Source organism: Streptomyces sp. f51 (assembly GCF_037940415.1).
Taxonomy (GTDB): domain Bacteria; phylum Actinomycetota; class Actinomycetes; order Streptomycetales; family Streptomycetaceae; genus Streptomyces.
This window is the reverse complement of sequence record NZ_CP149798.1, coordinates 6,058,084-6,077,630: the sequence shown is the minus strand read 5'-3', so window position 1 is coordinate 6,077,630 and position 19,547 is coordinate 6,058,084. Positions and strand designations below refer to the sequence as shown.

Below are 19,547 nucleotides of genomic sequence, written 5' to 3'. Positions count from 1 at the left end.
GCCGTCCCCCTCGGCCGGAGTTCTGGGGCGGGTCAGTCCTGTCCGGCGATCCGGGCGAGGCGCCGCGCCTCGTCCCGGGTGGAGCGGGCGACGGCGTCCTCGTCCACGTGCAGCAGGCGGCCGTCCTCGACGACCGGGCGGCCGTCGACGAGCGAGAGGGTGACCGGGGCGGCGGCGCCGAGGACCAGCGCCGTCACCGGGTCGGCGATCGAGGCGTGCGCCAGGGTGTCCAGGCGCCACAGCACGAGGTCGGCGAGCTTGCCCGCCTCCAGCGAGCCGATCTGGCTTGCCCGACCCAGGACTTGAGCCCCTCCGTAGGTGCCGAGGCGCAGGGCCTGACGGGCGTTCAGGGCTGCCTCACGGTGGGCGCCGAGCCGGTTGATGAGCAGGGCGTTGCGCAGTTCGGTGTGGAGTTCGCCGGACTCGTTGGACGCGGTGCCGTCGACGCCGAGCCCGACCGGGACGCCGGCGGCGAGCATGTCGGGGACCCGGGCGATGCCCGCGGCGAGCCGGGCGTTGGAGGAGGGGCAGTGGGCGACCCCCGTCCGCGTGCGGGCGAAGGCGGCGATGTCGGAGTCGTTCATGTGGACGCAGTGCGCCATCCACACGTCCTCGCCGAGCCAGCCGGTCGACTCGAAGTAGTCGGTCGGGCCCATGCCGAACAGTTCCTTGCAGAACTGCTCCTCCTCCACGGTCTCCGAACCGTGCGTGTGCAGCCGCACCCCCTTACGGCGGGCCAACTCGGCTCCCTGCCGCATGAGTTCGGTGGACACGGAGAAGGGCGAGCAGGGGGCGACGGCGATCTGGGTCATGCTGGCGAAGGAGGGGTCGTGGTGCTCGTCGACGGTGGCCTCGGTGGCGGCCAGGGCGTCTTCGAGGGTCTCGACGGCGAAGTCCGGCGGCAGTCCGCCGTCCTTCTCGCCGCGGTCCATGGAGCCGCGGGCGAGGGTGAAGCGGACGCCGGTCTCGCGGGCGGCCCGGATGATCGCGCCGGACAGGTCCCCGGAGCCCCGCGGGAAGACGTAGTGGTGGTCCATGGCGGTGGTGACGCCGCCGCGGGCCATCATGGCGAGGGAGCCCTGGGCGGCCGCGTGGACCATCGGCTCGTCGATGCGCGCCCAGGTCGGGTAGAGGGCGACGAGCCAGTCGAAGAGGTTGTGGTCCGTGGCGAGGCCCCGGGTGATCCACTGGTAGAAGTGGTGGTGGGTGTTGACCAGACCGGGTGTGGCCAGATGTCCGGTGCCGTCGACGCGGCGGACCACGTTCTCCAGGCCGGCGGGGGCCGCTCCGGCGCCCACGGACTCGATCAGGTTGTCGGCGACGACGATGTGGCCCGAGGCGTACTCGGTGTCGTCCGTGTCCACGGTCGCGATGGCGCAGTTCTCGATGACGATGCGCTGGACTGCCACTGCGGTTCCTCGTTCTTCCGGGTCGGCGGACGGACCCGGCGGCCGAGTGGGGGGCCGGGTCCGTTGCGGCGGTTCTAGAGATGGGTGAGGTCCACCGGGATGCGCGGCTCGCGGCCCTCGCGCAGGACGGTGGCCTCGATCAGCCCGTAGGGGCGGTCGGCCGCGAAGTAGACCTCGTTGTCGTTCTCGAGGCCGAACGGCGCCAGGTCGACCAGGAAGTGGTGCTTGTTCGGGAGCGAGAAGCGGACCTCGTCGATCTCGTCGCGGTGGTCGATGATCCGCGCGCCCATCTCGTACAGGGTCTGCTGGAGCGAGAGGGAGTAGGTGTCCGCGAAGGCCTGGAGCATGTGCTTCCTGACCTGGTCGTAGGACGTGTCCCAGTCGGGCATGGTCCCTTCGTCGCCGGTCCAGTTGAAGCGCCAGCGGCTGGACACCTGGGTGGCCAGGATGCGGTCGTGGGCCTCGGGCAGCGTCGTGTACCTGTCCTTGACGAAGCCCCAGAACTCGGAGTCCGTCGAGTTCATCACGACGAGGTCCTTCAGGCCCGAGATCACCTCCCACGCCTCACCGTCGTAGGTGATCTGGGTGACGCGGGTCTCCTGGCCCTTGCGGACGAAGGAGTGCCGCGGCTCGTCCGCGCCGGCGGGCCGGGAGGCGGTGTCCGGGGCCTCGATGCGCTCCCAGGCGTACTCCTCGATGCGGATGCGCGCCCGGTGGATCGGCTCCTGGCTGGTCACGAAGTGCCGGGCGAGATGGATGCCGAACCGCTCGGCGGACTCGATGCCGTGTTCCTTGGCGAAGGCGTACACCGTGTTCTTGGTGGTGTCGGTCGGCAGGACGTTGGCGTTGGAGCCGGAGAGGTGGACCTCCTCCATGTCGCCGCTCAGCGCGACGGACACGTTCAGGTCCTTGATGTGGTGCGTGGCGCCGTCGCGGGTGATCCTGACGACGCGGTTCTCGGCCTTGCCGTACTGGTTCTGGCCCAGGAGCACCGGGCGGCCCTTGCGGGAAGGTTCGGTCATGTCTGCTAGCTCCCTCGGTAAACGGAGTAGCCGAACGGGTTGAGCAGCAGCGGTACGTGGTAGTGCTCGCCCGGCCTGACGGCGAAGGTGACGGTCACCTCGGGGAAGAACGCATCGCTGTCCCGAGTCGCGGGGGCGTCCTGCTGCGCATCGGCTCGCTGTGTCGGTGTCGCCTGATCCTGTTCGAAGTACCGCTCGACCTCGAAGTCGAGCCGTACGTGGGTCGCGCCCTCCGGCAGGGCCGGAAGGTCCTTGCACCGGCCGTCCGCGTCGGTCGCGGAGCCGCCGAGTGCCCGCCAGTCGTCCTCGCGTCCGGCGCGGACGGCGAGCCGGACGGCGACGCCCCGGGCGGGGCGGCCCACGCTGGTGTCCAGGATGTGGGTGGACACGGAGGCCGTGGTGTCGGTGCTCATGTCTCTTCTTCCTGTACGGGGCCGCCGGGCCCTTCCTGGGTGGATGCCCGTTCAGCCGCCTTGCGCGCCGGGCACGTCCTGGACGGGACCGTCAGCCGCCTTGTGCGCCGGACGGCTCGTCCCGCACGAGACCGCCGAGCCGGATGCGGTTGATCTTCCCCAGTTCGACGCGGACGATCTCGCGCTCCCGCTCGGCGGTGTTGCCGATCCGCTCCCTGACCGCGTCGCGCATCTGCTCACCGGTCCGGCCGGTGGCGCAGATCAGGAAGACGTGGCCGAACCGCTCCTGGTAGGCCAGGTTCAGTTCGAGCATCTCCGCTCTGAGCTCCGCGGAGGCGCCGGCCATCCCGCGCTGTTCGCGCGAGGAGGCCGCATCGCCGGGTTTCGGCCGTCCGATGGGCGGGTGCCCCGCCATCGCCTCCGTCAGGTCGGCGGTGGTGAGGTCCGCCGTGGCGGCGTCGCTCTCGGCGTACAGGTCGGCGGCGGCCGCGTACGGGCGGGCGGCGAGCAGCCGCTCGGCCCAGACGCGGGAGGCGCACACCTCGTGGAGAACGGCGAGGGCCGCGGCGCCTTCAAGGGCGTTGAAGCGGGCGAGGCCGCCTGATGCCGTACCCGACGTCATGGGAAGCCTCCCTGGCCTGGTGCTGGACGGGCTGCGCACAGCTAACGCCCTCGGCGAGACCACGTCAACACTTTGTTGAAAACTTCGGGTTACGAGAGGTTGCGGAAAGCGCCGCCCGCCCGCCGCGGACGACGGTGGACGGCGACGACCGCGACCTGTCGCCCGGAGGTGGTCGGCCACGGCCGCGGGAGCCCTGCCGCCCCGAGACGGCCGGCGGCGCCCGCGGGAGCCGCGTCGTCCGGGAACGGTCAGCGGCGGCCGGGAGTCCGGAGACGCATGGCCGCCGGTCAGGCGCCCTTCTCGCGGTTCAGGTAGTTGTAGACGGTGAAGCGGCTCACGCCGAGCGCGCTCGCGACGGTCTCCACCCCGTGCCGCACGGAGAAGGCCCCGCGGGCCTCCAGCATCCGTACGGTCTCCTGCTTGGCCTTGCGGTCGAGTTCCGCGAGCGGCCTGCCGTGCTTGCGCTCCAGGGCGGCGAGGATGTGGTCGAGCGAGTCGGCGAGCTGGGGCAGCCGTACGGCGACGACGTCCACGCCCTCCCAGGACAGCACGACGTCGTCGACGCCGGCCAGTCCGGGCGCCAGCATCTCGCCGCCCATGGCGTCGACCAGCGGCTTGACCGCCGCGACGAACGGATCGTCCGCGATCCCGGTCACTTACCGCCCTCCCCCGCCTCGCCCAGGACGTTCAGCTGGAGCGAGACCCGGGTGGCGCCCGCCTCCAGGACCTGGCGCAGGAGCGCGTCGACGGCCGTGAGAACGGTGTCCGCGCCGCCTTCCGCGGTGTTGCCGAACGGGCCGACGTCCACGGCGTCCAGCTCGGCCGCCTCGATGACCTCGCGGGCGACCAGGGCATGCCGGGGCGCTTCGTCGAGGTCGAAGGGCTCGGTCGTGAACTCCACTCTCAATCGCACGGGCTCAACCTACTGCGCGCCGCCGACCCCCAGGCAAGCCCCCCGCGGCCCGAACGGGCCACGGCCACGGCTTTCCGCCCGACCCCCTTGACAACCCTCGCGCCCCGACTGCAATCTTCCATTGGGCAGAAACGAACTTCCGCAATACGGAATTGCAACGGATCGCCCCTCGACGGAACAGCCCTCAATCGGCCCGGCCGGCACGCACGGCCGCCAGTACGGAAGGGAGCGCCGACCCCATGGGATTCGCGGACCAGCGCTTCAGCGTCAACCTGTCGATCCTCTTCACGGAACTCCCGCTCCTGGAGCGTCCGGCGGCCGCCGCGGCGGCCGGATTCACCGCGGTCGAGCTGTGGTGGCCCTGGGCGGACTCCCCCACCCCCGAGCGGTCCGAGCTCGACGCCCTGAGGCGGGCGATCGAGGACTCCGGCGTCCGGCTGACCGGGCTGAACCTCTACGCCGGCCGCCTGCCGGGACCCGACCGGGGCGCCCTGTCCCTTCCCGGGGAGGAGTCCGCGAGGTTCCGGGCGAACATCGAGGTGGCCACCGGTTTCGCCGGGTCCCTGGGCTGCACGGCGCTCAACGCCCTGTACGGCAACCGCGTCGACGGCGTGGACCCGGACGAGCAGGACGCGCTCGCGCTGGAGAACCTCGTCCTCGCGGCGCGGGCCGCCGACGGGATCGGCGCGGTCCTCCTCGTAGAGGCGCTCAACGAACGCGAGTCGCCCGACTATCCGCTGGTGAGCGCGCCGGCCGCCGTCGCCGTCGTCGACAAGGTGAACGCGGCGACGGGCCTCGGCAACGCCCGGTTCCTCATGGACCTCTACCACCTCGCCATGAACGGCGAGGACCTCCCGGCGGTGATCGCCGCCCACACCGGCCGGACCGGTCATGTGCAGATCGCCGACAGCCCCGGTCGGGGCGCGCCGGGCACCGGGACGCTCCCCCTGGAGAGGCTCCTCGACCAGCTGGCCGAGGAGGGGTACGGGGGCTGGGTCGGCCTGGAGTACAAGGCGGGCGACCGGCCCGGCGCGCGGGCCTTCGACTGGTTGCCGGCCGCGGCCCGCGCCGCCCGGTGAGCGGCACCCCCGAAGACGCAGCAGAGATCTCAGTGAGAGGCACCCTCATGAGCGACAACCTCCCCAAGGTGGCATGGATCGGCCTCGGCATCATGGGCTCGCCGATGTCGGAGAACCTGATCAAGGCCGGGTACGACGTCACCGGGTTCACGCTGGAGCGGGACAAGCTGGAGCGCCTGGCCGCCGCGGGCGGCACAGCCGCCGCTTCGATCGCCGAGGCCGTACGGGACGCCGACGTGGTGATCACGATGGTGCCCGCGTCCCCGCAGGTCGAGGCCATCGCGTACGGGCCCGACGGCATCCTGGAGAACGTGCGGCCCGGCGCTCTGCTGATCGACATGTCCTCGATCACCCCGGGGACTTCGGTCGACCTCGCGCGGGCCGGCGCCGAGAAGGGTGTCCGTGTGCTGGACGCCCCGGTGTCCGGCGGCGAGGCCGGAGCCGTCGAGGCGGTGCTGTCGATCATGGTCGGGGGCGAGCAGGCCGCCTTCGACGAGGCGGAACCGATCTTCGAGGCGCTCGGCAGGACCATCGTGCTGTGCGGTCCGCACGGCTCGGGCCAGACCGTGAAGGCGGCCAACCAGCTCGTCGTCGCGGTGAACATCCAGGCGTGCGCCGAGGCGGTGGTCTTCCTGGAGCGTTCCGGCGTGGACCTCAAGGCCGCGCTCGACGTCCTCGGCGGCGGCCTCGCGGGCTCCACCGTGCTGGCCCGCAAGAGGGACAACTTCCTGAACCGCGACTTCCGGCCGGGCTTCAGGATCGACCTGCACCACAAGGACATGGGCATCGTCACGGACGCCGCCCGCGCCGTCGGCGCGGCCCTGCCGGTGGGCGCCCTGGTCGCCCAGCTCGTCGGCGGCCTGCGCGCACAGGGCGACGGCGGCCTGGACCACTCCGCGCTGCTGCGCGCGGTCGAGCGCCTCTCCGGCGCCCAGGTCTGAACCACGTCCGGGAGCCGGGCCGTCCAGGCCCAGGGTCCCGGCACCTCGAACTTCCGGGTCGCGGTGGCGCCGACAACTGTCCTGTCGCGCCAAGGCGCCACCGCGACCCGGATCCGCGTCCGGAGAGATGAGCTCCCGGACCGCGTCACGGACGGCCCGGACGAGGGGTGGCCGTCCCGGGACGCGGTGCGGGCAGGGTGGGGACCGCGGCGGCGTGCGAGCCAGTGCGGTGGTGAAGGTTCCGGTTCCCCTTCCCGACCTGAGGGAAGGGCGACCCGGGTCCGTCGCGGCCGCCGCGGTCCCGTCCACACCCCACCGACCCCGTCCGGCGGCGCGAACGTACTGTCGCGCCCAGCCTCGCGCCGTCGGACGGCAACCATCCCCGGCCCCGCGCCGCGCGCCGCGCGCCGCCTCCGGGTGCGGATTCCGGCCAGGGCCAGCAGCCTTGGACCATGGAGGCTGACGGCATGGAATTCCCCCGGATCGTGGTGCACACACCGGGGCTGGACGGGTCGCGGCGGGTCACCGAGGGCGACCGGGTGCTCGGCATCGCGTACCACCTCGACGACGTGGTCGAGATCCTGCGCCAGGCGGACGTCGATCTCGACGCGATCGAGGTCGAGGAGAGCGACATCATCGACTGGCAGGGCGGCGGTCCCGACGACTGGCCCGGCCTCTCCGAGCACCACGCGGACCACCCGGACGGATGAGGTCCGTGGCACGGGCCCGCCTCCCTGACACCGGGAGCCCGGAAACGGGCGGCAAACGGACTCCTTCCGTACGCAAGCGGGCGTAGAACGCCTACGGAACCCTCAAATCAACCTCTGAACACCGCCCCAGGGGCTTCACCTCAGGGCGGATGAGGCACATCCTCGGCACACGGGGCCCGCCGGCACGGGGGCGGCGGGTCCCGAACGGGGGTACGGGGGAAGCACCATGAGCGGGAGCGCGGCGGTCGGGCCTGGGCCTTCGACCGTCGCGCTGCTGCGTGGCGGGCCGCGCGCGGCCGTGAAGGTCGCCGTGGTCGCGCTGCATCTGCGGGGCGCGGTGGTCCCGGGCCGGCCGGGCACGATACGGACCTCGGACCCGTCCTCGGGGATGTCCTTCGCGTCGGCGTCCGCCCTGGAGAGGGCCGTGCGCGGCTCGCTCTACCTCCCCGCGGGAATACGGGAGTTGACGGACCGGCCGCGCGTGCGACGGGCGCTGGCGGAGCTGCGCGGCGAGGCCGCCGCGGCCGGACTGCTGCGCCGCCTTCCGCCGCACCGCACGCGCGCCGCCCGGCGTGTGATGCGCGAGCTGCGCGACACGGCCCCGCTCCCCGCCGGACCGGAGGGGCTGTCACCGGCCGACGTCCTGCTCGCCGTCGCCCTGTACGGCGACACCGCCCTGACCGCGCTGCTGCCGGCCTTCACCGAGGCCGCCGGCCTGAAGGGGCGCGGCGGCCGGGAGGAGGACGGGCTGTCCCGGAGCGGCGACACCGGGGGCGACGGCTTCACCGGATGCGCGGGCGGCTGGGGGGCCTGACGCTCCGGGCGGTGACCGCCCGCGGGTTCTCCAGGAACGGCAGGACATGCCGGAGGAAGAGACCCGGACGTTCGTTGTACGGCTCGTGGGCCGTGGGCAGGCGGACACTCGACGTCCCCGCGGGCAGCTCGCGCCGGGCGCGCCGGCCGTCCAGGAACGCGGGGACGACCGGGTCGCGGGTGCCCCACAGGAGCAGGATCGGCAGGCCGAGGGCGGCCGGGTCCACGAGGCCGAAGCCCGGATCGGCGAGACCGCGCCACAGCGCGCAGTGCACCGCCAGCCTTCGCTCGTCGTGCGGCAGTTCACGCACCCGGGCGTACGTCTCCCGGGCGCTCGGGGTGCCCAGCCGGCCGAGATAGGCGCGGGCCAGCGGCACGACGAGCCGGCGGGCGCGGGCCGGGCGGCCCATCACCTCGCGGCAGAACCAGCGGGTGAGCGCGGTGTGCCGGGTGAAGCCGGCCGGGTCGACCAGGACGAGCGAGGTGAGCGACGCGGCGCGGGTGCCCTCGGCGAGACGGCAGGCGACATAGCCGCCGACGCTGTTGCCGAGCACGGCGAGCTCCCGCACGCCCTGCTCCCGGGCCAGGGCGTCGATCACCCGCTCCGCGACCCCCACCAGGCCCTCGGGGGTGACCCGCCCGGGGTCCGGCGCGGTCGAGCCGCCGTACCCGGGCCAGTCCACGACGAACGTGCGGTACCGGTCGGCGAGGGCGGGCAGCACGGCGTCGAAGTCGCGGCCGTCCCCCGGGTTGGCGTGCAGGAGCAGCAGCGCGGGGGCGCCGGACAGGGCGGGGGCACCCGCGGGCCGGGCGCCGGGGACCGGGGCGAGGCAGCGTACGGCGATGTCGCCGAGAGGCGTGGGGACGGTCATCCGCATGGGGCGAGCATGCCGGAACCGCCCGCTTCTGGGAACAACGCGCCGGGCGGGACCGCCCCTTGGGACGGTCCCGCCCGGCGGGCCCGCGCGGGTCCGCGTCAGACCTTCAGTGTCCTGATCGCCGTGGGCGCGTGACCCGGCTCGGTCGCCGTCTCCTCGAACTCGACCACGGCACCGATGTCGTTCGTCCTGCTCATGGAGATGTTGGTGACGCGCTCCAGGATCACCTCGACGACCACGGGCACCTGGAACTCGTCGGCCAGCTTCCTGGCCTGCTCGAAGGCGGCGCCGAGTTCGCCCGGGTCGGTGACCCGGATCGCCTTGCAGCCGAGGCCCTCGACGACCTTGACGTGGTCGACGCCGTAGACGCCGAGCTCCGGGGAGTTGATGTTCTCGAACTCCAGGTTGACCTGGAAGTCGATGTCCAGACCGAGCTGGGCCTGCCGGATCAGGCCCAAGTAGGCGTTGTTCACCAGGACATGGACGTACGGGATCCGGTGCTGGGCGCCGACGGCCAGCTCCTCGATCATGAACTGGAAGTCGTAGTCGCCGGAGAGGGCGACGACCTGTGCGCCGGGGTCGGCCTTGGCGACGCCGAGGGCGGCCGGGACGGTCCAGCCGAGGGGGCCCGCCTGACCGCAGTTGATCCAGTGGCGGGGCCGGTAGACGTGCAGCAGCTGCGCGCCTGCGATCTGGGAGAGCCCGATGGTGGTGACGTACCGGGTCTCCGGGCCGAACGCCTTGTTCATCTCCTCGTAGACGCGCTGCGGCTTGATCGGGACGTCGTCGAAGTGGGTACGGCGCTGGAGCGTGGCCCGCTTCTCCTGCGCGGCGGCGGACCAGGCGGAACGGTCGGGCAGCGTGCCCGCCGCCTTCGACTCCCGTGCCAGCGCGACGAAGAGTTCCAGGGCGGCCTTCGCGTCGGAGGCGATGCCGTAGTCCGGGGCGAAGATCCGGCCGAGCTGGGTGGGTTCGATGTCGACGTGCACGAAGGTCCGGCCCGCGGTGTAGACGTCCAGGTCGCCGGTGTGGCGGTTGGCCCAGCGGTTTCCGATGCCGAGGACGAAGTCGGACTCGAGGAAGGTGGCGTTGCCGTAGCGGTGCGAGGTCTGGAGGCCCACCATGCCCGCGTTGAGCTCGTGGTCGTCGGGCAGGACGCCCCACCCCATGAGCGTCGGGACGACCGGGGTGCCCGTCAACTCGGCGAACTCGACGAGGAGTTCGGCGGCGTCGGCGGTGACGACTCCTCCGCCGGCCACGATCAGCGGGCGCTCGGAGGCGTTCAGCAGGCCGATCGCCTTCTCGATCTGGGCGCGGGTCGCGGCGGGCTTGTACGGCTTGAGCGGTTCGTACGTCTCCGGGTCGAACTCGATCTCGGTGAGCTGGACGTCGATGGGCAGGTCGACCAGGACGGGCCCGGGGCGACCGGAGCGCATGAGGTGGAAGGCCTGCTGGAGGACGCCGGGGACCTGCGCGGCCTCCAGCACGGTGGTGGCCGCCTTGGTGACGGGGCGTGCGATGGAGGCGATGTCGACGGCCTGGAAGTCCTCCTTGTGGATCACCGCGGTCGGCGCCTGGCCGGTGATGCACAGGATCGGGATCGAGTCGCCGCTCGCGGAGTACAGGCCGGTGATCATGTCGGTTCCGGCCGGGCCCGAAGTGCCGACGCAGACACCGATGTTGCCGGGATGCGTCCGGGTGTAGCCCTCGGCCATGTGCGAGGCACCCTCGACATGGCGGGCGAGGGTGTGGGTGATTCCGCCGGACGCCTTGAGCGCCGCGTAGAAGGGGTTGATCGCCGCGCCCGGAACGCCGAAGGCGTCGGCGACGCCCTCGCGCTTGAGGATCTCGACTGCCGCGCGGGCAGCGGTCATACGAGCCATGGGGTTCTCCTGCTTCGGCCGCCGGATCCGCGCTCCCGTCGCGCCCCGCGGAGAGGCGTGGATTCCGGTCCTTATTCCGCAATGCGGAAACTAACTTCTACTATCTGGAAGTAATCTAGGGGGCGGGGCAGGGAGCGTCAAGGGCGGGGGCGCGCGGGACCGCGCCCCCGCGCTTCGTGGCGTTTCGCTGTCGCGGGGCGCCCGGAGGAGGACTATGGACGCGCTGTCCGAACGTGAGTCTCTGGAGTGGGCCATGGCCGAGAGCGTGCCGGTGCGGTGTCCGGCCTGCCGCCGCGAGCACCTGTACGCGGCGCCGGCCTATCCCTGTGTGTGCGGAGCGCCCGTGGCGGCCCCGCTCGACGGGCTCGCGGAGCCGATGCCCGTCACCCACCGGGCGTGGGACGACGAATGGACGGCGGTCCGGTGCGGTGCCTGCGGCCGCGAGACCCAGTGGCCGCACCCGGAACTGGGCTGCCCCTGCGGCACGACCCTGCGCCTCCCCCTACGCCCACCCCCGGACCGTGCCACCCCCGAGCGGGGACCTGACGGTGCACGCGGGCGGGGCCCGCAAGGTGAACGTGGCCCGGGCGCGGACGGCGGATCCGAGCCGGACGCGCACGGACGGCCCGGGCGCAGCCCGGAGGGCGGGCCGAACCGTGCCCACGGGCAGGGCCCAGGGGGCGAACGTGAGCAGAGCCCGGACGGCGGAGCCTGGCCCGACCCGGACAGCGCACGCGGGCAGGACCCGGCCAGCGGAGCCGAGCATGCCTCGAACAACCCGCCCGGGCAGGGCCCGGAGGGTCGGCCCGAACGGGGGCCCGACGGCTGGCCCGAGCAGGGGCCCGACGGCCGGGCCGAGCACGCCTCGCACAACCCGCCCGGGCAGGGCCCGGAGAGTCGGCCCGAACGGGTGCCCGACGGCTGGCCCGACCAGGAGCCGGACAGCCAGGCCGAGCAGGGGCCCGACGGCCGGGCCGAGCACGCCTCGCACAACCCGCCCGGGCAGGGCCCGGAGAGTCGGCGCGAGCTGGAAGCCGGCGGCCGGGGCGAGCAAGGGCCGGGCGGGCGGGGCGGGCAGGGCCACGGCGGGGGTGAGCCGGGGGCGCGGGTGGGGCCGTGGGCTGGTGGGAACGGCCGGAGGCCCGCGTTTCGGCCTGTCGTCATCCGGACCGCGCGCGACGCCGTCACCGCCGCCGCGCTCTATCTGGGCTGGCTCGGCTACCGGGACATCCGGCGCGCGGACCAGCGGCCCCCGTCCGGGATCGGGCTCGCCGCGCGCGGCATCCTGGCGCAGGTGGACCCCACCGTGCGCCCGGCCTCGCTGCGGGACGTGGAGTGTCTGTGGCTGACCGCCATGACCGAGTCGTCGCAGTGCGTGTTCTTCTCGCTGGCCGGCTACGCCGAGGACGCCCGCGCCCGCGCCGACACCCTCGGCGTCCCCCTCTTCGTACTGGACCTCACCGGAACCCCCCAGCCGGTGAACGCCCCCGCCGACGACCTCGTCGCCGTCACGGACCGGCCACCGGCCGGCGGCTCCTCGGGCGCCTACTCCGCGTAGGTCTCCCGCAGTTCGATCTTCCGCACCTTCCCCGAGACCGTCATCGGGAAGGTCTCCAGGATCCGCAGCCTGCTCGGGATCTTGTAGTGGGCGAGCCTGCCCTCGCAGAAGGCGCGCAGCTCGTCCAGCGTGAGCGGGTCCGCCGGATCGCGCGGGATGACGCAGGCGAGCACCTCCTCGCCGTAGCGCTCGTGCGGGACGCCGACCACCTGGACGTCGGCGATCTTCGGATGGGCGTAGAGGAACTCCTCGATCTCGCGCGGGTAGATGTTCTCGCCGCCCCGGATGATCATGTCCTTGATGCGGCCGACGATCTCGACGTAGCCGTCCTCGCGCATCACGGCCAGGTCGCCCGTGTGCATCCACCGTCCCGCGTCGACGGCCTCGGCGGTCTTCTCCGGCTCGTTCCAGTAGCCGAGCATCACGCTGTATCCGCGGGTGCACAGCTCCCCGGCGGTGCCGCGCGGCACGGTCACCCCGTCCACCGGGTCGACGACCTTCACCTCCAGGTGCGGCAGGACCCGGCCGACGGTGCCCGTGCGGTGTTCGAGGTCGTCGTCCCGGCGGGTCTGGAGCGAGACGGGCGAGGTCTCCGTCATGCCGTAACAGATGGAGACCTCCTCCATGTGCATCTCGGCGACCACCCGTTTCATCACCTCGACCGGGCAGGGCGAGCCCGCCATGATGCCGGTGCGCAGGGTGGACAGGTCGTACGACGCGAAGTCGGGGAGGTTCAGCTCCGCGATGAACATGGTGGGCACGCCGTAGAGCGAGGTGCACCGCTCCTGCTGCACGGCCCCGAGCGTCGCCGCCGGGTCGAACGACGGGGCCGGGACGACGATGCACGCGCCGTGCGAGGTGGCGGCCAGGTTTCCCATCACCATGCCGAAGCAGTGGTAGAACGGCACCGGGACGCAGACCCGGTCCTGTTCCGAGTAGGCGATCAACTCACCCACGAAATAGCCGTTGTTGAGGATGTTGTGGTGGGAGAGCGTGGCCCCCTTGGGGAAGCCCGTCGTGCCCGAGGTGTACTGGATGTTGATCGGGTCGTCGCAGGACAGTTCGCTCCCCCGGGCCCGCAACTCCTCGGACAGATCGGGGGTTCCGCGCCTGAGCAGCGCGTCCCAGCCCGGGTCGCCGATGTAGACGGTCTCCCTCAACGCCGGGCATCTGCCGCGGACTTCCTCGACCATCGCCCGGTAGTCACTGCTCTTGTGGCTCAGGGAGGCGAAGAGCAGCGAGATCCCGGCCTGGTTCAGGACGTACTCGACCTCGTGGGTGCGGTAGGCCGGGTTGATGTTCACCATGACCGCGCCGACACGGGCGGTGGCGTACTGGACGAGCACCCACTCCGGGCAGTTGACCGCCCAGATGCCCACCCGGTCGCCCCTGGCGACGCCGGAGGCGAGCAGCGCGCACGCCAACTCGTCCACGGCGGCACCGAATTGCGCGTAGGTCCAGCGCCGGCCCGAGGGCACGTCGACCAGTGCCTCCCGCTCCGGCCAGGCGGCGACGGCCCGGTCGAGGTTGGCCCCGATGGTGTCGCCGAGCAGCGCCGTGCCGCCCGTCCCGTGCGCGTACGACAGTTCACTCACCGGAAGTCCTCCTCACGGTACTCGGCGTCCGAGCCGGCGGCTGTGGCCTCGCGCAGCTCGATCCGGCGGATCTTGCCGGAGACGGTCTTGGGCAGCTCGCCGAACTCCAGCCGGCGGATGCGCTTGTACGGCGAGAGGACCGAGCGCGCGTGCTCGAAGAGGATCTTGGCGGTGTCGGGTCCCGGCTCGTACCCGGCGGCGAGGACGACGTAGGCCTTCGGGACGGCGAGGCGCAGCTCGTCCGGGGCAGGGACCACGGCGGCCTCGGCGACCGCCTCGTGCTCCAGGAGCGCGCTCTCCAGCTCGAAGGGCGAGATCTTGTAGTCGGATGCCTTGAACACGTCGTCGGCGCGGCCCACGTAGGTGATGTAGCCGTCGTCGTCGCGCGAGCCGATGTCCCCGGTGCGGTAGTAGCCGCCCGCCATCGCCTCGGCCGTCCGGTCGGGGTCGCCGTGGTAGCCGGTCATCAGGCCCACCGGGCGTTCGGACAGGTCGAGGCAGATCTCGCCCTCCGAGGCGCCGGGCGCACCCGAGACCGGGTCGAGCAGTTCGACGCGGAAGCCGGGGCTCGGGCGGCCCATGGAGCCGGTCTTGAGCTGCTGTCCTGGGCTGTTGGACACCTGGACGGCGGTCTCCGTCTGGCCGAAGCCGTCCCGGATGGTGACGTCCCAGGCACGCCTGACCTGCTCGATCACCTCGGGGTTCAGCGGCTCGCCCGCGGCGACGACCTCGCGCGGCGGGGTCCGCAGCTGGTCGAGGTCGGCCTGGATGAGCATGCGCCACACGGTCGGCGGGGCGCAGAAGGTGGTCACCCCGGCCCGGTCCATCTCCGCCATCAGCCGGCCCGCGTCGAAGCGGGTGTAGTTGTAGAGGAACACGGTCGCCTCCGCGTTCCACGGCGCGAAGAGGTTGGACCAGGCGTGCTTGGCCCAGCCGGGTGAGGAGATGTTCAGATGCACGTCCCCTGGCCGGAGCCCGATCCAGTACATGGTGGCCAGGTGGCCGATCGGGTACGAGACGTGGGTGTGCTCCACCAGCTTGGGCCGGGCGGTGGTGCCCGAGGTGAAGTAGAGCATCAGGGGGTCGTCGGCGTGGGTGGGGCCGTCGGGCTCGAAGGCTGCGTCGGCGGCGGCCGTCCCCTCGTACGCGTGCCAGCCGGGGCGGGCGCCCCCGACCGTGATCCGGGTGTAGTCGCCGGGCACCGCGTCGAACTTGGCGGTGTCCTCGGCCCGTACGAGGACGTGCCGCACCCGGCCGCGCTCGACCCGGTCGGCCAGGTCGGCGGGGCCGAGCAGCGGGGTGGCCGGGATGACGACGGCGCGCAGTTTCATCGCGGCCAGCGCCGTCTCCCACAGCTCGACCTGGTTGCCGAGCATGACGAGGACGCGGTCCTCGGCCCGTACGCCCCGCTCGCGCAGCCAGTTGGCGACCCGGTTCGAGCGCTCGGACATCGCGGCGAAGGAGACCTCGACACTCTCGCCGTCCTCCTCCACGATGTGAAGGGCGGTGCGGTCGTTGTCCCGCGCGATGGCGTCGAACCAGTCGAGGGCCCAGTTGAAGTGCTCCGGGCGGGGCCAGCTGAAGCCCTCGTAGGCCCTGGTGTAGTCCGCCCGGTGCTCCAGCAGGAAGTCCCGTGCGGCACGGAACTCCCCCGCCCCGCCCGTTGTCGCCGTCATGTGTCCTCCTCGTTGCCGGACCGCCGCCTACCATCGTGTATTCCGTGATGCAGGTCTCACCACCCCCGAACGGGGGGTGCCCCGCGATGAAGGGACGAGCAGGTGGCGGCGGACACGGCGGAGTCGGTGGAAGTGCGGACCGCGCTGGTGCGGCTGCGGCGTGCCACGGGGCTGCCCGTGGCCTTCGGCGGGCTGGTCGAGCCCGGCGGCCGGCTGGTGCGCATCAGCGAGTTGAGCGGCACGGCGACCCCCGCGCTGAGCGCGCTCGCGGTGTCCTCGGGCAACGGTCTGGGCGGCAAGGCGGTGGCCCTCGCCCGGCCCTGCGCGGTGAGCGACTACGAGTCCTCGCGGCAGATCAGCCACGAGTACGACACGGCGGTGGCGGCGGAGGGGCTGTGTTCGGTGCTCGCGGTTCCCGTCGTCGTACGGCGCCGGGTGCGCGGTGTGCTCTACGGCGCCCTGCGGACGGCCCAGCCGCTGGGCGACCGCACGCTGGGCGCGGCCGTCGAGGCGGCCCGGGACGTGGAGCAGGCCCTCGTCGTCCGGGACGCGGCCCGTGAACTGCTGGGCGCCGTCCGCGAGCCCGGGCCGGCTCGGGGAGCGGCGGGCGATGCGGCCTGGGAGGAGGTGCGCGAGGCGCACGGGACCCTGCGGGCGCTGGCGCCGCGGATCGCCGACCCGGGGCTGCGGGCCGAACTGCTCTCGGTGTGCGGCCGGCTGGCCGGGGCGGCGGCTCCGCCGCAGCCGGTGCCGCGCGCGGTGGGACTGTCCCCGCGCGAGGTGGACGTGCTCGCCTGTGTCGCGGCGGGCGCGACCAACGCGGCCGCCGCCGAGCGGCTCGGACTGCGTCCGGAGACGGTGAAGGGGTATCTGCGGTCGGCGATGCGCAGGCTCGGCGCGCACACCCGTCTGGAGGCGGTCGTCGCCGCGCGCCGGGCCGGGGTGCTGCCTTAGCGCACCGACCGCTTCGGCACCCTTCATTCAATCGTCCGGACCGTGAAATGACGTATGTGTGACATCTGTTATTTCCCTCACCACCCGGACTGTCCGAAATTCAAAGAGACCTTGCCTAATATTGGCCAGGACACGACACACGAGGGGAGCGGTGACCGTGCGAGGGGACTTCAAGGAACCTGCCCGACCGCGCCCCGAGCTGGTCATCGGCCGGGAGGAACTCTTCGCGGGGGCACGCGAGCAGCTCTCCGGCGGCGGCAGTGTGCTCGTGCACGGACCGGCGGGAATAGGAAAGTCGACCGTCCTGCGGGCGCTGGCCGCCGAATACGCCGAATCGGCGCGGACCGTCTTGCGTTGCTCGGCCACCGAGTCCGAATCCCATCTCCCCTTCCTGGCCCTGGCCGACCTCCTCGGTCTGGTCGTCGACGAGATAGCCGACCGCCTGCCCGCCCCGCAGCGCACCGCCCTGGAGTCGGCGCTCACCGGCCGCGGCGAGTCCACCCTCCAGCGGGACGGCCTGGCGCTGCGGCTCGCGGTCCTCTCGGCGTTCCGCGCCCTGGCCGCGCGGGGTCCCGTGCTGATCGTCGCGGACGACCTCCAGTGGCTCGACCCGGCCAGCGCCGAACTCCTCGGCTTCGCCGCCCGCAGGCTCGGCGGCACCCCGGTGCGCATGCTGTGCGCGGTCCGTACGGAGACCGAGCCGCAGGCACAGGACCACGACCGTTTCCTGCGCGCGTCCGTGCCGGAGACACTGGCCCTGCGGCTCGCCCCGCTGGCCCGCGCCCAGGTCGCCGAACTCCTCGCACAGCGCGGGTACACCGGGCTGCCCCGCTCCACCGTGCGGGACATCCACCGCACCAGCGGCGGCAATCCGCTCTTCGCGCTGGAGCTGGGCCGCGCGCTCGCCGAGTCCCCGACCCGGCCGAGCCCGGGCGAGCCGCTCCCCGTGCCGACGTCGCTGCGCGCGCTCGTCCTCAGCCGGCTGGACATGCTGTCCGCCGAGGCCCGCCGCACCCTGCTGGTGGCGAGCGCGGGAGCCCGCCCGACCCTGGCCCTGCTGCACGCGGCGGGCCGGGAGAACGCGGAGGCGGAGACCGCCTCGGCCGCCGCGCTCGGACTCCTGGCCACCGAACGCGACGCACCCGGCATCCGGTTCGCGCACCCCCTGGTCTCGGCCGCCCTGTACGCCGAGGCCGACGCGCAGGAGCGCCGGGCCGCGCACTCCGCCCTGTCACGCGCCGCCTCCGATCCCATCGAGCGGGCCCGGCATCTGGCACTGGCCACCATCGGCACGGACCCCGCTGTGGCCGCCCGGCTCGGCGAGGCGGCGGCCGCCGCCCGGGACCGCGGCGCCCCCTCCGTCGCCGTCGGGCTCGGGCTGCTCGCCGCCCGCCACACACCGGCGGACACCCGGCCCAGCTCCGACGAACGGCGTCTTCAGGCAGCGGAGGACGCCCTGACGGCCGGGGAGACCGACCTCGCCCGGGACATCGCCCGCCAGGTACTGGCACGAGCCACCACCCCCGCCGAACGGGTCCGGGCCTGGATGGTCGTCGTCGACTCGGCCGGCCAGGCCATGGCCGAGATCGACGCCGTCTTCCCGCAGGCGCTCGCCGACGCGGGCGACGACCCCGGTCTGGTCGCCCTCGTCCGCTACCAGCTCGGCTGGCGCGCCCTGCTGATGGACGGCGAGATGACCAAGGCCCGTGAGGAGGCCGCCCGGGCCGCGCGGCTCGCGGCACGCGCCGGGGACCGGCGCACCGAACTCCTCGCGCTCGGCTTCCAGGCGCAGATGGAGACCCTGATGGGGCATCCGGACGCGCCCTCGACGATCCAGCGGGCGATGCGCGAGCCGCAGGACCCGCGAGTCGCCTGCGACCACAACGGCGCCGGCGCCGCCCGTTTCCGCTGGCTCATCATGGGCGACCGGCTCGCCGAGGCCCGTACAGCCATCACCGCGCTGCTGCGCGAGGTGCAGCGGCGCGGGATGGTCGAGAGCGAACTGCACTTCCTGCGCGGCCTCGCCGAGACCGAACTGCGCTCCGGTCACTGCGGCCGGGCCCTCGACCTGGCCCGCGAGAGCCTGCGGCTGGCCCGCGACACCGGCATCGGCGAGGCGGCCACCGCCATGTTCACCTCGCTCGCCGAGGCGGCCGGCGGTGACGTGGACCGGGCGCTCGCACTCGCCCACGAGGCCGTGGACCGCGCCGAGGAGGACGGCGACATGGTGTATCTCTCGCGTGCCCTGGGCGCCCTCGGGCACGCGGAGCTGGTCGCCGGGGACGCGTCGGCCGCGGTCCGCTCGCTGCGCCGGGTCCGGGAGCTGGAGGAGGCGCTGGGCGTCATCGACCCGGCCCGCGGCCGGTGGCACGGGGACCTCGCCGAGGCGCTGGTGCGGATCGGCGAGACCGCGGAGGCGCAGGACGTCATCGACGTGACCCGCAGGCGCGCACTGCGGCTGGAACGCGAGAGCGTGCTCGCCGTGCTCGACCGCGCCGAGGCCCTTGTCCGGGCCGCGCGCGGCGAACAGGGTCCGGCAGAGCGCCAGTTGGCCTCCGCGCAGGACCGGCTCGGCAAGCTGGGCTACGGCCTGGAGGAGGCCAGGGCCGCGTACGCCCTCGCCGGGCTGCGCACCCTGCCCACGGCCCCGGGCGTCCGGGCGGGAGGCACCGGCCTGCCGGGGCCCACCGCCTACGACGAGGCGGCCCGGCTGTTCCGCAGGTGCCGCGCGCTGCCCTGGCTGCGGCAGGTGGAGTCGGCGGCCGCGCTCCCGCCCGCCGCGCCGCCCCTGGCCCCCGCCGCCCTCGACAGCCTCGCGGCCACCGAACGCCAGGTCGCCGCGCTGGTCATGGAGGGCGCCACCAACCGCGAGATCGCCGGGCGCCTGTTCATCAGCGTCAAGACCGTGGAGGCCACGCTCACCCGGGTGTACCGGAAGCTGGGGATCCGCTCGCGCGTCGACATCGTACGGCTGGCGGCGGAGCGCAGGCCCGACTGACGCCCCCCGGCTCACAGGGAAAAGCGGCCGGACCGGTGAGACTGCGGGCCACAACGGTGACGCTCCGGCCCGCGGCGGTAGAG

Annotated in this window: 16 protein-coding genes and 2 pseudogenes; 8 read left to right on the top strand and 10 right to left on the bottom strand. The window is 73.2% G+C overall.

Going from position 1 to position 19,547, the window contains the following annotated elements; genetic code table 11:
* Positions 1 to 32: 32 nt before the first annotated feature.
* The 6 genes from WJM95_RS26335 to WJM95_RS26310 form a co-directional block, all read right to left on the bottom strand.
* Positions 33 to 1,409 carry an 8-oxoguanine deaminase gene (locus WJM95_RS26335; RefSeq protein WP_339132278.1) on the bottom strand — a complete coding sequence of 459 codons (1,377 nt, stop codon included), beginning with the start codon at positions 1,407 to 1,409 and terminating at the stop codon, positions 33 to 35.
* Between the two features lie 74 nt (positions 1,410 to 1,483).
* Positions 1,484 to 2,431, bottom strand: a complete 948-nt coding sequence (gene pucL, locus WJM95_RS26330; protein WP_339132277.1) for a factor-independent urate hydroxylase — start codon at positions 2,429 to 2,431, stop codon at positions 1,484 to 1,486.
* A gap of 5 nt (positions 2,432 to 2,436) precedes the next feature.
* The gene (gene uraH / locus WJM95_RS26325; protein WP_339132276.1) at positions 2,437 to 2,844 is read right to left on the bottom strand and encodes a hydroxyisourate hydrolase; all 408 of its coding nucleotides are present in this window, start codon (positions 2,842 to 2,844) and stop codon (positions 2,437 to 2,439) included.
* 91 nt (positions 2,845 to 2,935) lie between these two features.
* Complete coding sequence (uraD, locus tag WJM95_RS26320; RefSeq protein WP_339132275.1) at positions 2,936 to 3,466, bottom strand: 2-oxo-4-hydroxy-4-carboxy-5-ureidoimidazoline decarboxylase; 531 nt, start codon at positions 3,464 to 3,466, stop codon at positions 2,936 to 2,938.
* 287 nt (positions 3,467 to 3,753) lie between these two features.
* Positions 3,754 to 4,122, bottom strand: a complete 369-nt coding sequence (locus WJM95_RS26315) for a helix-turn-helix domain-containing protein (RefSeq protein ID WP_339132274.1) — start codon at positions 4,120 to 4,122, stop codon at positions 3,754 to 3,756.
* The gene (locus WJM95_RS26310; RefSeq protein WP_339132273.1) at positions 4,119 to 4,379 is read right to left on the bottom strand and encodes a thiamine-binding protein; all 261 of its coding nucleotides are present in this window, start codon (positions 4,377 to 4,379) and stop codon (positions 4,119 to 4,121) included. The genes WJM95_RS26315 and WJM95_RS26310 overlap by 4 nt, the downstream gene beginning before the upstream one ends.
* A gap of 239 nt (positions 4,380 to 4,618) precedes the next feature.
* Between WJM95_RS26310 and WJM95_RS26305 the strand changes: the two genes are divergently transcribed.
* The 4 genes from WJM95_RS26305 (at position 4,619) to WJM95_RS26290 (ending at position 7,923) form a co-directional block, all read left to right on the top strand.
* Complete coding sequence (locus WJM95_RS26305; RefSeq protein WP_339132272.1) at positions 4,619 to 5,458, top strand: TIM barrel protein; 840 nt, start codon at positions 4,619 to 4,621, stop codon at positions 5,456 to 5,458.
* A gap of 47 nt (positions 5,459 to 5,505) precedes the next feature.
* The gene (locus WJM95_RS26300; protein ID WP_339132271.1) at positions 5,506 to 6,399 is read left to right on the top strand and encodes a 2-hydroxy-3-oxopropionate reductase; all 894 of its coding nucleotides are present in this window, start codon (positions 5,506 to 5,508) and stop codon (positions 6,397 to 6,399) included.
* Positions 6,400 to 6,866: 467 nt separating this feature from the next.
* On the top strand, positions 6,867 to 7,109 hold the full coding sequence (locus tag WJM95_RS26295) for a hypothetical protein (RefSeq protein WP_339132270.1): 243 nt from the start codon (positions 6,867 to 6,869) through the stop codon (positions 7,107 to 7,109).
* 226 nt (positions 7,110 to 7,335) lie between these two features.
* On the top strand, positions 7,336 to 7,923 hold the full coding sequence (locus WJM95_RS26290) for a TIGR04222 domain-containing membrane protein (protein WP_339132269.1): 588 nt from the start codon (positions 7,336 to 7,338) through the stop codon (positions 7,921 to 7,923).
* Here WJM95_RS26290 and WJM95_RS26285 read toward each other — a convergent pair.
* Positions 7,892 to 8,800, bottom strand: a complete 909-nt coding sequence (locus WJM95_RS26285) for an alpha/beta fold hydrolase (RefSeq protein WP_339132268.1) — start codon at positions 8,798 to 8,800, stop codon at positions 7,892 to 7,894. The two genes, WJM95_RS26290 and WJM95_RS26285, sit on opposite strands and share 32 nt — an antisense overlap.
* Before the next feature lie 98 nt (positions 8,801 to 8,898).
* Positions 8,899 to 10,683: a glyoxylate carboligase gene (gene gcl, locus WJM95_RS26280; RefSeq protein ID WP_339132267.1), complete on the bottom strand. Its 1,785-nt coding sequence runs from the start codon at positions 10,681 to 10,683 to the stop codon at positions 8,899 to 8,901.
* 253 nt (positions 10,684 to 10,936) lie between these two features.
* Between gcl and WJM95_RS26275 the strand changes: the two are divergent.
* Both WJM95_RS26275 and WJM95_RS26270 read left to right on the top strand, forming a co-directional pair.
* Positions 10,937 to 11,188: pseudogene (locus WJM95_RS26275) on the top strand (hypothetical protein); the annotation flags it as partial.
* Positions 11,189 to 11,821: 633 nt separating this feature from the next.
* A pseudogene (locus WJM95_RS26270) lies at positions 11,822 to 12,241 on the top strand (hypothetical protein); the annotation flags it as partial.
* Here WJM95_RS26270 and WJM95_RS26265 read toward each other — a convergent pair.
* Positions 12,229 to 13,836 carry an AMP-binding protein gene (locus WJM95_RS26265; protein WP_339132266.1) on the bottom strand — a complete coding sequence of 536 codons (1,608 nt, stop codon included), beginning with the start codon at positions 13,834 to 13,836 and terminating at the stop codon, positions 12,229 to 12,231. The pseudogene WJM95_RS26270 and the gene WJM95_RS26265 sit on opposite strands and share 13 nt — an antisense overlap.
* The gene (locus WJM95_RS26260; RefSeq protein ID WP_339132265.1) at positions 13,833 to 15,512 is read right to left on the bottom strand and encodes an AMP-binding protein; all 1,680 of its coding nucleotides are present in this window, start codon (positions 15,510 to 15,512) and stop codon (positions 13,833 to 13,835) included. The genes WJM95_RS26265 and WJM95_RS26260 overlap by 4 nt, the downstream gene beginning before the upstream one ends.
* A gap of 102 nt (positions 15,513 to 15,614) precedes the next feature.
* Between WJM95_RS26260 and WJM95_RS26255 the strand changes: the two genes are divergently transcribed.
* Both WJM95_RS26255 and WJM95_RS26250 read left to right on the top strand, forming a co-directional pair.
* Positions 15,615 to 16,466 (top strand): helix-turn-helix transcriptional regulator, encoded by an 852-nt coding sequence (locus WJM95_RS26255; protein WP_339132264.1) that lies wholly within the window; start codon positions 15,615 to 15,617, stop codon positions 16,464 to 16,466.
* Between the two features lie 151 nt (positions 16,467 to 16,617).
* Entirely contained in the window at positions 16,618 to 19,464 is a 2,847-nt protein-coding gene (locus WJM95_RS26250; RefSeq protein ID WP_339132263.1) for an AAA family ATPase, read from the top strand.
* Positions 19,465 to 19,547: the final 83 nt, after the last annotated feature.

Coding starts and splice junctions, on each gene's coding strand:
- WJM95_RS26295 (WP_339132270.1), top strand. CDS start 6,867: ATGGAATTCCCCCGGATCGTGGTGCACACACCGGGGCTGGACGGGTCG.
- WJM95_RS26260 (WP_339132265.1), bottom strand. CDS start 15,512: ATGACGGCGACAACGGGCGGGGCGGGGGAGTTCCGTGCCGCACGGGAC.
- WJM95_RS26285 (WP_339132268.1), bottom strand. CDS start 8,800: ATGCGGATGACCGTCCCCACGCCTCTCGGCGACATCGCCGTACGCTGC.
- uraD (WP_339132275.1), bottom strand. CDS start 3,466: ATGACGTCGGGTACGGCATCAGGCGGCCTCGCCCGCTTCAACGCCCTT.
- uraH (WP_339132276.1), bottom strand. CDS start 2,844: ATGAGCACCGACACCACGGCCTCCGTGTCCACCCACATCCTGGACACC.
- WJM95_RS26300 (WP_339132271.1), top strand. CDS start 5,506: ATGAGCGACAACCTCCCCAAGGTGGCATGGATCGGCCTCGGCATCATG.
- WJM95_RS26305 (WP_339132272.1), top strand. CDS start 4,619: ATGGGATTCGCGGACCAGCGCTTCAGCGTCAACCTGTCGATCCTCTTC.
- WJM95_RS26290 (WP_339132269.1), top strand. CDS start 7,336: ATGAGCGGGAGCGCGGCGGTCGGGCCTGGGCCTTCGACCGTCGCGCTG.
- gcl (WP_339132267.1), bottom strand. CDS start 10,683: ATGGCTCGTATGACCGCTGCCCGCGCGGCAGTCGAGATCCTCAAGCGC.
- pucL (WP_339132277.1), bottom strand. CDS start 2,431: ATGACCGAACCTTCCCGCAAGGGCCGCCCGGTGCTCCTGGGCCAGAAC.